Source organism: Methylosinus sp. LW4, assembly GCF_000379125.1.
Lineage (GTDB): Bacteria > Pseudomonadota > Alphaproteobacteria > Rhizobiales > Beijerinckiaceae > Methylosinus.
Genome location: NZ_KB900627.1, coordinates 391,455 through 403,957, shown reverse-complemented (window position 1 = coordinate 403,957; position 12,503 = coordinate 391,455). Strand labels below are relative to the sequence as shown.

The 12,503-nt window shown below is 62.0% G+C and carries 11 protein-coding genes; 3 read left to right on the top strand and 8 right to left on the bottom strand.

Translation table 11 applies throughout. From position 1 onward, the window contains the following. Nucleotides 1–11: 11 nt before the first annotated feature. From METLW4_RS0121510 to METLW4_RS0121470, 8 genes are all read right to left on the bottom strand, one after another. Nucleotides 12–257 (bottom strand): F0F1 ATP synthase subunit C, encoded by a 246-nt coding sequence (locus METLW4_RS0121510; RefSeq protein WP_026191715.1) that lies wholly within the window; start codon nt 255–257, stop codon nt 12–14. Between the two features lie 16 nt (nt 258–273). After that, entirely contained in the window at nt 274–960 is a 687-nt protein-coding gene (locus METLW4_RS0121505) for a F0F1 ATP synthase subunit A (protein WP_018268301.1), read from the bottom strand. Continuing rightward, nucleotides 957–1,241: an N-ATPase subunit AtpR gene (locus METLW4_RS0121500; protein WP_018268300.1), complete on the bottom strand. Its 285-nt coding sequence runs from the start codon at nt 1,239–1,241 to the stop codon at nt 957–959. Before METLW4_RS0121500 ends, METLW4_RS0121505 begins: the two co-directional genes overlap by 4 nt. Further along, nucleotides 1,238–1,492 carry an AtpZ/AtpI family protein gene (locus METLW4_RS0121495; RefSeq protein WP_018268299.1) on the bottom strand — a complete coding sequence of 85 codons (255 nt, stop codon included), beginning with the start codon at nt 1,490–1,492 and terminating at the stop codon, nt 1,238–1,240. Before METLW4_RS0121495 ends, METLW4_RS0121500 begins: the two co-directional genes overlap by 4 nt. 32 nt (nt 1,493–1,524) lie before the next feature. Then, nucleotides 1,525–1,971, bottom strand: coding sequence for a F0F1 ATP synthase subunit epsilon (locus METLW4_RS0121490; protein WP_018268298.1), 447 nt, complete (start codon nt 1,969–1,971; stop codon nt 1,525–1,527). Next, complete coding sequence (gene atpD / locus METLW4_RS0121485; protein ID WP_018268297.1) at nt 1,968–3,428, bottom strand: F0F1 ATP synthase subunit beta; 1,461 nt, start codon at nt 3,426–3,428, stop codon at nt 1,968–1,970. The genes METLW4_RS0121490 and atpD overlap by 4 nt, the downstream gene beginning before the upstream one ends. 59 nt (nt 3,429–3,487) lie before the next feature. Next, nucleotides 3,488–4,216, bottom strand: coding sequence for an SIMPL domain-containing protein (locus METLW4_RS0121480; RefSeq protein ID WP_018268296.1), 729 nt, complete (start codon nt 4,214–4,216; stop codon nt 3,488–3,490). Nucleotides 4,217–4,433: 217 nt separating this feature from the next. Then, nucleotides 4,434–6,974: a TonB-dependent receptor gene (locus METLW4_RS0121470; RefSeq protein WP_018268295.1), complete on the bottom strand. Its 2,541-nt coding sequence runs from the start codon at nt 6,972–6,974 to the stop codon at nt 4,434–4,436. 320 nt (nt 6,975–7,294) lie between these two features. On the opposite strand from METLW4_RS0121470, the gene METLW4_RS0121465 reads away from it, so the two are divergent. From METLW4_RS0121465 to METLW4_RS0121455, 3 genes are all read left to right on the top strand, one after another. Further along, nucleotides 7,295–9,643: a DUF1549 and DUF1553 domain-containing protein gene (locus METLW4_RS0121465; RefSeq protein WP_018268294.1), complete on the top strand. Its 2,349-nt coding sequence runs from the start codon at nt 7,295–7,297 to the stop codon at nt 9,641–9,643. Between the two features lie 33 nt (nt 9,644–9,676). After that, a complete protein-coding gene (locus METLW4_RS0121460; RefSeq protein WP_026191712.1) occupies nt 9,677–11,125 on the top strand; it encodes a DUF1501 domain-containing protein in 1,449 nt (482 codons plus the stop codon). 321 nt (nt 11,126–11,446) lie between these two features. Continuing rightward, a complete protein-coding gene (locus tag METLW4_RS0121455) occupies nt 11,447–12,478 on the top strand; it encodes a sulfate ABC transporter substrate-binding protein (protein WP_018268292.1) in 1,032 nt (343 codons plus the stop codon). Nucleotides 12,479–12,503: the final 25 nt, after the last annotated feature.

Genomic DNA, 12,503 nt, shown 5'->3' with positions numbered 1-12,503 from the left:
GTGCGCGCGCCTTATTTGATGAAAGGATTTGCGAAGAGAAGCAGCAGCGCGATCACGAGACAATAGATCGCCATGGTCTCGATCATCGCGAGGCCGACGAATAATGTGCGCGACAGGACGCCCGCGGCCTCCGGCTGTCGCGCGATCGCATCCATGGCCGCGGCGACCGCCTTGCCTTCCGCGAGCGCGGGGCCGATCGCGCCGAAGGATACGGCGACGGCCGCGGCGATCACGCTGATATATTGAATATCGTCCATTTCGCGGCTTCCTCCGCTATCGCGCTTCATGCGTTCGAGAGTCGCGCTCCTCGACCGCCGCGCCGATGAACACCATGGCGAGTGTCGCGAAAATGTACGCTTGGACCGCCCCGGTCAGCAAGTCGAGCGCCATCAGCGGTATCGGCACGAGCAAGCCGGCGAGCGAGAGGACAATGCCGATGACGAACACGCCGCTCATTATATTCCCGAACAGGCGAACGATCAGCGAGAAGGTCCGCGTGATCTGCTCGACGAGGTTGAGCGGGATCATGACGATGCTCGGCTCGGCGAAAGTCGCGAGATAGCCGAGCAGTCCGCGCGTACGCAGGCCGTGATAGATGATCGCGCAAAAGACGATGAGAGCGAGCGCGGCGTCGGTCTCGAGCCGCGCGGTGGGCGGCTCGACGCCGGGAATGAGCGACGACCAATTGGCGGCGAGCACGAATAGGAAGATCGTTCCCAGCAGCGCGCGATAGGGCGCCGGATCGGCGCCCAGAGTGTCCCATATTTGCGCATCGAGCGTCTCGACAAAGAGCTCGAGCGCGGACTGCCCGGTCCCCGGCCGCAGCGAGAGCCGCCGCGTCAGGAGGACGCTCGCGAGCGTGAGCGCCGCCATTATGAGCCATGTGACGATGACAGGCTTGCTGATCGGCGCCGGTCCGAGCTGAAAGCCGGGCTCGAGCGCGAGCGGCGAGGATTTCATCGAAGGCCTCCCAATCGACGCAGAACGGCGCGCCGCGCGACCAGCAATCCCAGAGCGCCCGAGAGCAGGGCGATGGCGCCGATTTTCGCGAGCGCCGTCAAAGCCAGGGCGAGCGCGCCGAAGCGCGCCATGAGCAGGAGCAATGCCTTGGGCGCCGCGCCCCGTTCGAAGAGATCGACGTTCCAGCGCAAGGCGACGAAATAGGCGAAGCCTGCGGCGAGGCCCGCCCCCGCGCCGAGCGCGAGCTGGAATAAGAGAGAGGCGGCGGACGGAGCGATCATTGGCGCGACATCCATTTCCAGGCGAGCCACAGGCCGGCGCCGGCGCCGATCATGACGAGAGGCGCCGAAAAGAACACGCCCGTGGAATAGGCCTTGTCCAGCCAGCGGCCGAGGAACAATCCGGCGAGCGCCGGAAGGACGATGGTCCAGCCGAGCGCGCCGATCTGTCCCAGCCGTCGTCCGAGCGAGGGCTCTGCCTGCTCGCGCAACAGCTCGCGACGTGCGGCGGCCAGGCGCGAAGCTTCCGCCATAGGGTCGCGCTCTCGCCCAGGCCCGGCTTCGCTCATGGCGCTTCCTTTCCGTCGCCGAACATTTCCGAAGCGCTCGAAGGATGCAGATAGCGGACGAGCTGACGCACGGCGCTGGCGTGCAGCCGCGTCTCCTCGACGCGCGCGCGCGCCGATGCGTCCTTCTCCGCCGCGCGCGCCGATTCGACCTCGGCTTCCAGCTCTCGCAAATCGCCGCCCGGAACGCCTTGGCGGCACGCGATCGACACGATCTCTCCTTTTCGGACGGTCATCACGCCGCGTCGAATCGCGCAATAGCGTTCTGTCCCGTCGGAGGCTCGCCAGCGCACGACCGATGGCGGAAGCACGGTCAAAAGATCGGCGTGTCCGGGCAGGATCCCGAATCCGCCGCTCTTGTCCTCGGCTCGCACGGATCGCACGTCGGCTTCATCGAGGAGGACGACGTTCGGCGTCGTGATGGTGAGCCGCAATGTTCTGCTCATGCTCGTCCTTCCTTCGTTTCGGCGTCCGTCCGCGCCGCGGCCTTCTCCTTCAGCTCCGCCTCTTCCAGCGTTCCCACCATATAGAAGGAGCTCTCGCGCCAGTCATCGCAGGCGCCGGAGAGAATCTCGCGGCAGCCCGCGAGCGTGTCGACGAGCAGAACCGATCGCCCCGGCGCGCCGGTAAAGACCTCGGCGACGGCAAAGGGCTGGGTCAGGAAGCGCTGCAGCCTGCGCGCGCGCCCGACGAGCTTGCGATCCTCGGCGCCCAGCTCCTCGACGCCGAGCAGAGCAATCACATCCTGCAATTCGAGGTAATGCTCGATGACGCGGCGGACTTCCGTCGCGACATTGGCGTGCTCCTCGCCGACGACCAGCGGGTCGAGCAGGACAGAGGAGGAGGCGATAGGATCGATCGCCGGATACATGCCTTCCGCCGCCATCTGCCGCGACAATACGATCATGCTGTCGATATGCGTCGCGATCGTCGTCACGGCCGGGTCGGTGAAATCGTCCGCGGGGACATAGACCGCCTCGATTGCCGTCACTCCGACGCCGCCGACCGACGCGATTCGCTCATGCAGCGCCGCCACCTCGCTCGCGAGCGTCGGTTGATAGCCGACGCGCGAGGGCAACCGTCCGAGCAGGCCCGAAACCTCGGCCCCGGCCTGGACGAATCGAAAGACATTGTCCATCAGCAGCAGCACGTTCTGGCGCTTCTCGTCGCGGAAATATTCCGCGATCGTCAAAGCCGTGAGCGGCGCGCGCCAGCGGGCTCCGGGAGGCTCGTTCATCTGACCATAGACGAGCACGGTGCGGTCGAGGACGCCCGAGCGGCCCATGTCGAGCAGCAGCTCATGACCCTCGCGCGAGCGTTCGCCGACGCCGGCGAACACCGACACTCCCCGATAACCCGAGACCATAGCGTGGATGAGCTCCATCACGAGCACCGTCTTGCCGACGCCCGCGCCGCCGAACATAGCGGCCTTGCCGCCTTGCGCGATGGGGGTCAGAAGGTCGATGATCTTGATCCCGGTCACGAAAATCTCGGCGCCTCGCGGCCGGTCCGCGAGCGGCGGCGGCGCGCGATGGATCGGGCGACGCGGCGCGTCCGTGGGCAGGGGCGGCCCATTGTCGCCGACGCCTCCCGTCACGTCGATCAGCCGTCCGAGCGTCGCATCGCCAACTGCGATCTCGATCGGGCCGCCGGTCGCCCGGACTCTGCGTCCGCGCGACAATCCGACAGTCGATTGCAAAGCGATGGCTCTTATGCTGTTGCGGTCGAGATGCGCCTGCACCTCCACTAAGATTTCTCCACCGCCATTCTTCTCGACGATCAAAGCTTCCTCGATCTCCGGCAGCGCGCCCTCTTCGAAGCGCACGTCGAGCACGGCTCCCCTGACCGCGGAGACCGTTCCATGCCGCGCCGCGCTCGTTCGAGAAAAAGGCGTTTCGCGCATTCGTTTCGCCTTTCAGGCCGAGCTCGAGCCGGGGCTTCGATGATATATGCAGACAAAGGCTAACGCGAAAGCGCCCATGTCACCGATACTTTTGCCGTGAGCCGTCGCGCGCCGGGCCGCAGAGGCAGGGCGATCGCTCCATTCGTCGGCGCGGCGGCCGTCGGCGTCGATTCGCGTTCGACGTCATCGGATCGCGTCACCTCGTCGTGAGCGATTTCGATGATGCGCCCGAGCTTCGAGCCCAAGGCCTCGACATAGCTTCTCGCGCGCTGCTCCGCATTTTTGATCGCTGCGACCCGCAATCGTTCGGAACGCGCCGTCTCGTCGCCGACGATGAATTCCATTCCCCGAACGTCATTGGAGCCGGAGTCGACGGCGCGCAGGAAGATCGCCGTGGCCGTATCGAGCGAATTCACGAGAACGCTCAATTCGTTCCGCACTCGGAAGCTCCTGGAGACGCGCCCTGCATGCGCGCCGCGCGCGGCGGAGCCGTCCGATCGGAGGGAGACGAGCGTCGAGCCGCTGGCGCGAATGCCGTCCGTTCGTATTCCCTGCCGGGCAAGATCCTCCAGCAAGGCTCGAGTCTTCTGCGCGTTCTCGTCCACGGCTTCGACCGCGGTCGGCCTTTCGGTCACGATATCCAGAAGGAGCTTGGCGCTATCGGGGATTTCGTCCTCCGACGCTTCTCCCGTCACGGAAATATGCGGGAGCGTATCCTTCAAAGCGTCAGCCGAAGCGCTCGTGAGAAAGACGATGCTCGACAACGCGATGAGAGATAGCCGGGCCATCGATCCTCTCCCTCGAAGCGAACGACACGGGTCGGCACATACACGTCGGACGCTCCGCTCCCGCTGATTCAGTGAGCCGAAGCGATAGCATGCGTCGAGCACTATCGACGAATATATGGCCCTGTTTCACTCACGATGTAGACCGTGGTCGAGCAGCTCCGCCATCTCCTCGCCATCGACGAGGCGGAGCCGCATCGAGGGCGAGGCAATCTCGAGATCAATCGAGAGTGACCCTCAGCGTTCCGCCGAAAGTGCGCGGCAGATCTTGCAGGCCGACGGTCGCAGGCGCGGTCGTCGTCCCTGCCGTCCACGAGGTGAAATAGCGCTTGTCGAAGAGGTTCTTGCTCCAGACCGACAGGCTGTAGCGCTTGTCTTCGGTGCGCAGGCCGAAGCCGAAGTCGACCAGCGAATAGGCGGCCTGCCAATATTGAAACACGGAATGCGGGTCCGTGAGCTGCGTTCTGTCCTTCCAGGCGACATTCACATAGGCGAAGCCATTGACCGGAACGGCCCAACTCGGCCCGAGATCGCTCAGGATCGGCCCGAGTGGATGTTCATAGTCGGCCCCGACATTGAACGCCCATTTCGGTAGATTCTCCCATCGCGTGTTCGAGCGGGAAAGAGTCAAAGGCGCTTTGATGAACCCCGCCGGGACGGGGTTGGGAGTCGGCCAGATCCAGTCAGAGGGAGGAGCCGCATTGGCGAAGTCGATGTAGCGGACCTCGGTGTAGGCGCCGGAAAGATTCAGCTGCAGGCGTTCGATCGGACTCCAGCGTCCATCGAACTCGACGCCGCGCAGCCTGATGTGAGGTATGTTGCCGAGGTAGGTCAAGCGCAGAGGCTGGCCAGTGCTGTCGAGATAGCTCGTATCGGTCAATTGATCCTGAAGATTGAAAATGTCGGACCAATAGAGATTCATATTGGCGATCAAATGTCCGTCGAGCCAGCTCGTCTTGGCGCCGATCTCGTAATCCCACGAAGTCTCCGGCTTTGTGATGACCGGTTGAAAGCCTTTGAACGTCAGGCCATCCATGATCGGCAGCGCGGAAATATTGATCGCCCCGGCCTTCTCGCCGCGTCCGAGGAGCCCATAGAGCGTGATGTTGTCGTCGACCTTGTATTTCGGGTTGAATATCCCCGTGAACATATTGCGTTTTTTCGTCTGGCCGCCGGTGTCGAAAATGCCGGCGCCCGTCGCGCCGCGAACCGCCGAATAGACCTGCTGCGCCGAATAGGTCGTGCTCGCGGCGTTGATCCAGGCGAAATTGGAGCCTTCCTTCACCTCGTAGCTGTCACGCAGGCCGAGGGTCAAAGTCCATCGATCGTCGAGATGGTACGACGCCTGGCCGAAAGCGGCGAGCTGAAAAGTGTTCGACTTTCCGGTCTGGCGTTGTTGGAAGCCGCGCTGCAATGCTGCATTATTGTACCATTTCGCGGCGTCTGTTCCAAAATTGTTTCCAGAAAAATCCCAGAGCTTCTCATAGAGCGAATAGATTCCGGTCTGCCATTCCAATTGGCGATCCTTGGGCGAGGCGAGGCGGAGTTCCTGCGAATATTGATCGACCCAGATATTGCCGTAGCCATTGTTCGTTTCGGTCCCTTGCGAGCCGCCGGCCGGAGTCTCGGGAGAATTGGGATGGGTGTAATACTGCCCCCATGCCGAGATCGACGTGAGCGTATTCTCGCCGATCTGGCGATCGATCTCATTCGATACGCTCAATGTCTGGGCCTCGTGCGTTCCGAAGCCGACGACATAGGGCTTATAGGGATCGAAGGTGAGGACCGGCCGGCCGAGTCGGTTCCATAATGTTTGCGAAAAATTCGTCCCGAAGGTTCCGTTCGCATAGAGCACGGCCGAATCCGAGAAGGGGCCACGTCCCGATTTGCCGTAATTATTATATTCGTAGGAGCTCGCGCGATTGAAGATCAGGCGGTCGGTGAACTCGTCGCCGACATAGAGCAATTGCCCGCGCACGCCCCAGCGATGATTGTTCAAATAGCCGGCCCCTGTCGCCTGATCGTGAATCCAGCCGTCGCCCTGATCGAGATAGAAGGCGACGCGATAGGCCAGCTTCTCGTCGATGATCGGCCCGGTGAGGTTCACTTTCTCGATGATGCGGCTGTAATTGGCGTAGGAGGTCTCGAATGTCGCCTTGCGATCGAACGAGGGCAATTGCGTGCGCACGCCGACCGTGCCGACGGTCGTGTTCTTGCCGCCGGTCGTTCCTTGTGGGCCGAGCCCGATCTCGAAGGAATCGAGATCGACATAGTCGCCCCATTGAAAGCCGACATATTTCCAGAAGACATTGTCCTGCACGAAGCCCGTGTCGGACTCGCCGCCGATTTGCAATACGCGTCCCGACCCCATGCCGCGGATCGCAGGAAGCGAAGTCTCTGGATTGCCCGTGTTGGGCCGATAATTCGGAACGCGTAGCGCGAAATCGTCGAGCCGATCCAGCCGCTGGTCCTCGGCCTTTTCGCCATTGATGATCGCGGCGGAGCGGGGCGTCTCCAGCAGCACCTTCTGCTCTTGCTTCGTCAATTCGCCCCGTTGGGCGCCGACGGTCACGTCGGCGATGGTCGCTTCCTGACCTCGCGCCTGGCGGAGCGCGATTGCGTTGGCGATGCCGAAAACGCAAGAGATCGAGCAGACTGAAGAGAGCAGCCGATTGCGGAGCCCTGCCGGATGCCGGCGCTTTCCCGCGTTCGAGGGCCCGCATGCCCGAGCGCGAGGACGAAATCGATCGGCAACGGGCATGACGCCTCCTTAAATACATATATCAGATAGATAATATATATATTATGGCGTCGCCTTCGTCGAGCCCAGTCGCGAAGAAAATGCATGCGATGGCGTGGAAGCGCCGACAGTGGCCGGACGCCCGTCGACGATAATATCAACATCTCTCTATAAATTACGCGCCGTCCCGGCGCGAAGGTCGAACCCGCCGGCGCTCGAACGGAATTCCCCTGAATGGGATTGACAGAGCGCGCATTATCTATACTAAATAAGTATGATTTAGCCGCGACCGAGACATCCCACTTTTATGCGGCGACAAAGCGCTTTGTCGAGGAAGCCCCATGATGCGCATGACGAAAAAAGCATTTTTTATGTCACTGGCGGCGGCCTCTGCGATTTCGGTCGCCTTGGCCGCAGACGACGGAATGCCCGTCTCCTCCGGTAGTCGGACGCATTGGGCCTATCAGCCGTTGCAAGTTCCGGCCACGCCGACAGTCGAGCGCGCAGATTGGCCACGGACGTCGATCGACGCTTTCATTCTCGCAAAGCTGGAGCAGGCCAATCTCGCTCCCTCGCCGGACGCCGATCGCGCAACTTTCATTCGCCGCGCGACCTTGGATGTCTGGGGAGTTATTCCGGCGCCCGAGGACGTCGCGCGCTTCGTCAATGACGACGCGCCGGATGCGTATGAAAAGCTGGTGGATCGTCTGTTGGCCTCGCCGCATTATGGCGAGCGGCAGGCGCGTCGGTGGCTCGATCTGGCGCGTTACGCCGATAGCGCGGGCTTCCAAGGCGACGAGACGCGCGGGAATTTCTATCGCTATCGCGACTATGTCATCAACGCGTTCAATAGCGACAAGCCGTATTCGCGTTTCATTCGAGAGCAGATCGCTGGCGATGAGCTGGCTCCCGGCGACCAGGAAGCGTTGACCGCGACGGGATTTCTCGCCGCCTTTCCCGAAAACGTCAACGCGCGGGATCTGGTGCTGAGAAAATATCAGGTCGCCACGGAGATCACCGATACGGTCGGGTCCGTCGTGCTCGGCACGACGATCGGCTGCGCGCGATGCCATAATCACAAGTCGGACAAATTCACCCAAAAGGACTATTTCTCCTTGCAGGCGTTCTTCGCCAATACGAGCGTCGATGAAAGGACGCCGGTGGCCGCGCCGGGAGAGGCCGAAAAAGAATTCAAAGCCGCGCAGGCGAAATATGACGAGGCGATTCGCGCCAACAAGAATCGTCGAAAAGAGATCGTCGAGCAATTTCGTGACGTGCTGTCGGCTTTCAATAAAGAGCGTTACGAGGCGAGCAGCCAAGCGCATATCCTCAAGCCGAAAGGGGAATGGGACGCCTTCGACCGATGGCTCAACCATCGTGTCGCGATCAACTCGACCGACGATCGCCTCGGGCTGTTTCTGCGCAATCTTCCTGCGGACGTCTATGCGCGCTTCTCGGAGGGCGGCGAAGGCGCCGCTGCTGGAGGTCCCCGCATCACCGTGTCGCGTGACGAGTTCCTCAAGCTGGCCGCAGAATATAAGTCGCTGCTCGAGGATTTGAAGAAGTTCGACGAGCTCCGGCCCAAAAAGGGATCGAACACGATAACGGCGGTGACGGAGCTCGGGCATGCCGACGCGCCGCCCACTTATGTCTTGTTCGGCGGCAATCACGAGCGGCCGCTCGACGAAGCGCAACCTGCTTTTCCCGAGGCGCTCACAGGCGAAAAGCCCGTTATCGCGCCGACGGCGACGTCCTCGGGGCGAAGGCTGGCGCTGGCGAATTGGCTCGTCGACTCCGGCAATCAGCTGACGCCGCGCGTCTATGTGAATCGCGTGTGGAACGAATATTTCGGCAAGGGGATCGTCGGAACGGTCAGCGATTTCGGCCGGGCGGGCGACAAGCCGACGCATCCAGAGCTATTGGATCGTCTCGCCTCGGACTTCGTGAAGGGGGGATGGAGCGTCAAGGCGTTGCATCGACAGATTCTGCTGTCGCGCGTCTATCGCCAGTCGTCGGATCAGCGGGAAGACGTCGCCGCTGTCGACCCGGAGAACAAGCTGCTCGCCGTCTTCCCCCGCAAGCGGCTCGACGCCGAGCAAATTCGCGACTCGCTCCTCGCCGCCTCGGGCAGGCTGGACGGGCGGATCGGAGGGTCGAGCGTGTTTCCGCCCGTTCCGAGCAATCTGAATGCAGGATCCGCTTGGGAGGTCTCGAAGGACCCGAAGGATCACAACCGTCGCAGCCTGTATATTTTCGCGCGGCGCAGCGTGCCATATCCTCTGCTCGAGCCTTTCGACTCGGCGAACACGCAGCAAGTGCACAGCAAGCGTGATGTGACGACGACGCCGCTGCAAGCGCTCGCGCTCGTCAACAGCGATATCGTGTTCGAATGGTCGCAAGCGCTGGCTGGACGGCTTCTCGCGGAGGTCGGCGGCGACGAATCGGCGCAATTCGAACGTCTCTACGAAATACTCTTTGCGAGAAAGCCGGACGCCTCGGAGAAAGCGCTGCTCGTCGAGTTCCTCGACAAGCAGAGGCAGCTGATCGCGAGCAAAGCAAAGGACGGGAAATTGTCGATCGCCCTGCCGACCGGCGATGTCGCGCCGACACAGGATCCGCTGCGCGCTTCGGCTCTCGTCGATCTCGTTCATACGGTCGCGAACTCCAACGAGTTCATCTATCGATTTTGACCTATCCCCTGAGCCTTTGCGAAGGAATATAGCATGAGCGGACATTCGAGACGTGACTGGTTGGTCGGTTCGGCCTATGGGCTCGGCGGATTCGCGCTGAACGCCTCTCTGCCCGGAGGCGGCATTCTTTCGATTCCTGTTGCGGCAGCCGCGCCGAAGCTCGATCCTTTGGCGCGACGGGAGCCGCATTTCGCGCCCAAGGCGAAGTCGATCATCTGGCTGCATATGGACGGCGCTCCGAGCACGCTCGACCTCTTCGACTACAAGCCGACTTTGGAGCGGCTGGCCGGACAGGACACGCCGGAATCGTTCTTGACGGGCATTCGCACCGCTGGTCAAGGCAAGACTGGAAAGCTGTTCGCTTCCAATCGTGCTTGGAAGCAATATGGCGAGAGCGGCGCATGGTTTTCGGATTTTCTGCCGGAGCTCGCGCAGCATGCGGACGAAATCGCTTTCGTGAAGTCCAGCGTCACCGTCGGCGCCACGCATGACATCTCGATCTTGAAGCTCAACACCGGCGATCTCGTTCCCGGCCGTCCTTCGCTCGGGGCGTGGATTTCCTACGCGCTCGGCTCGGCCAATCCAGATTTGCCCCCCTTCGTCGTGCTCTATGCGGGGGATAAGGAGCCGCGGGGCGGAGCCATCAATTGGAGCTCGGGCTTCCTTCCGGCGGTCTATCAAGGCACGGCGTTTCGATCGGGACCATCGCCGATACTCCATCTCGAGCGGCCGGAATTGATTTCTTCCACCGAGCAGAGATCCAATCTCGATCTCCTGCTGCATCTCAATGAGAAGGACGCCACGCGTCATCCCAATGATAGCGAGCTGGCGGCGCGCGCGCGCTCATATGAGCTGGCCTACCGAATGGAGGCTTCTGCGCCCGAAGCGGTCGATCTCACCCGAGAGACGGCGGCGACCCGAGAGCTCTACGGGCTGAACTCAGAGGCGACTCGCGAATATGGAACGATTTTGCTGAGAGCGCGGCGGCTCGTCGAACGCGGCGTGCGCTTCGTTCAAGTCGTGTCCTGGCCTTTCGACAATGCCGGCGTGGATTTCAGCAATTGGGACGCGCACAGCAAGCTCGAAGAAAATCACGGCGCGCGTTCCCGCGCCGTCGACAAGCCCATTGCTGGATTATTGGCTGATTTGAAGTCGCGCGGACTGCTGGATGAAACGCTGGTGGTTTGGACATCCGAATTCGGGCGCACATCCTATGGCCAGAGCGGAGACGGGCGCGATCATAATCCATGGGGCTACACGCAATGGCTCGCGGGTGGAGGCGTGAAGGGCGGCTATACGCATGGCGCGACGGACGAGATCGGCCTGAAGGCCGTCGAAAATCCGGTCGACACCTATGATCTGCACGCGACGGTTCTGCAGCTCGTCGGCCTGGACCACCTCAAGACCACCTTCTCGAGAGCCGGTCGCGCGGAACGTCCGACGGTCGTCTATGGCAAGGTCGTGAAAGAGCTGCTCGCCTGAGCTGAAAAAGACTGCGACACGGCGCGGCGATAAGCGTCGCTCCGTGTCACGCTATTCGACGCGGCGATTCCCGATCGGCATGGACGCGATCTACGGCCCAGTATCTGCCTGGATAGACGAGCGGCTTGTCCTCGTCCTTCGTGAGCCCTTGCGCGAAGGCGAACCCATAGAGGAAAGCGGCCGATCAACCTTATGCCAGAGCAAAAATTTCCAACGGCGACGTCGTCCGTCGGGCGCTGATTGACAGGGCTGCTGATATTTAGTCTACATACTGTATATATTAGTGATGTCGAGCCCATCGGCGGCGTGAGGTCGACGAGAATGCGCATTCCTTGGTTGAACATCGCCGCCGTTGCGGCCGCCGCGCTGGCGGTCGCCGTGATTGTCGGGAAGAATGTCGAAGGCCGCGCGGCGCATCACCTTCTCAATGTGTCCTATGATCCAACGCGCGAGCTCTATCAGGACATAAATCCGCTTTTCGCCGCCGCCTATGAGAAAGAGACGGGATCGAGCATCGCCATCAAGCAGTCGCATGGCGGATCGTCCTACCAGGCGAGGCGCGTCGCTCAAGGCGAAGAGCCGGCCGATGTCGTCACGCTCGGCCTTCCGTCGGACGTCGAGGCTTTGCACAAGCGTGGGCTCATTCCCGACGGCTGGAGCGAACGCCTCCCCAATCATTCCCAGCCCTATCATTCGACGATCGTCTTCGTCGTTCGCAAAGGCAATCCGCATGGCGTTCGCGATTGGGCGGATCTGCTGAAGCCGGGCGTCGAGGTGATCCTCCCCGACCCGAAGACCTCCGGCAATGGAAAGCTCGCCGCGCTCGCCGCCTGGGGCGCAGTCGTCACGCGCGGCGGAAGCGAAGCGGAAGCGCGCGAGTTCTTACGCGCGCTCTATGACCACGCGCCCTTTCTCGTCGCGGCGGCGCGCGCGGCCGGCGTCGCGTTTTCGGTGGAGAGGAAAGGCGATGTCCATGTCGCCTGGGAAAACGAGGCGCTGCGCGAGACGGAGACCTCGAAAGGCGAGCTCGAGATCGTCTATCCGACGGTCAGTATCCTCGCCGAGCCGACCGTCGCCGTCGTCGACGCAAATGCGGCCAAGCATTCGAGCGCCAAGCAGGCGCAGGCCTATCTACAATTTCTCTTCACCCCGGAGGCGCAGGAGATCATCGCGAAAGACGGCTACCGGCCCGTCGATGCGCAGACTCTCGTGCGCCATGCGCGTCGTCTGCCGGCGATCGACCTCTTTCCGATCGCCGCCATCGCGCGCGACTGGCAGGATGCGCAGCAGAAATTCTTTTCCGAGAATGGAATCATCGACACTGTCTACACGCCCAAGCCCCGCACCGAATGATCGCCGATTGGACGAGAGGCGATAA

What these genes read in the sequence shown, in the direction of transcription:
- METLW4_RS0121510 (WP_026191715.1), bottom strand. Translation starts at nt 257, where the DNA reads ATGGACGATATTCAATATATCAGCGTGATCGCCGCGGCCGTCGCCGTA.
- METLW4_RS0121505 (WP_018268301.1), bottom strand. Translation starts at nt 960, where the DNA reads ATGAAATCCTCGCCGCTCGCGCTCGAGCCCGGCTTTCAGCTCGGACCG.
- METLW4_RS0121500 (WP_018268300.1), bottom strand. Translation starts at nt 1,241, where the DNA reads ATGATCGCTCCGTCCGCCGCCTCTCTCTTATTCCAGCTCGCGCTCGGC.
- METLW4_RS0121495 (WP_018268299.1), bottom strand. Translation starts at nt 1,492, where the DNA reads ATGGCGGAAGCTTCGCGCCTGGCCGCCGCACGTCGCGAGCTGTTGCGC.
- METLW4_RS0121490 (WP_018268298.1), bottom strand. Translation starts at nt 1,971, where the DNA reads ATGAGCAGAACATTGCGGCTCACCATCACGACGCCGAACGTCGTCCTC.
- atpD (WP_018268297.1), bottom strand. Translation starts at nt 3,428, where the DNA reads ATGCGCGAAACGCCTTTTTCTCGAACGAGCGCGGCGCGGCATGGAACG.
- METLW4_RS0121480 (WP_018268296.1), bottom strand. Translation starts at nt 4,216, where the DNA reads ATGGCCCGGCTATCTCTCATCGCGTTGTCGAGCATCGTCTTTCTCACG.
- METLW4_RS0121470 (WP_018268295.1), bottom strand. Translation starts at nt 6,974, where the DNA reads ATGCCCGTTGCCGATCGATTTCGTCCTCGCGCTCGGGCATGCGGGCCC.
- METLW4_RS0121465 (WP_018268294.1), top strand. Translation starts at nt 7,295, where the DNA reads ATGATGCGCATGACGAAAAAAGCATTTTTTATGTCACTGGCGGCGGCC.
- METLW4_RS0121460 (WP_026191712.1), top strand. Translation starts at nt 9,677, where the DNA reads ATGAGCGGACATTCGAGACGTGACTGGTTGGTCGGTTCGGCCTATGGG.
- METLW4_RS0121455 (WP_018268292.1), top strand. Translation starts at nt 11,447, where the DNA reads ATGCGCATTCCTTGGTTGAACATCGCCGCCGTTGCGGCCGCCGCGCTG.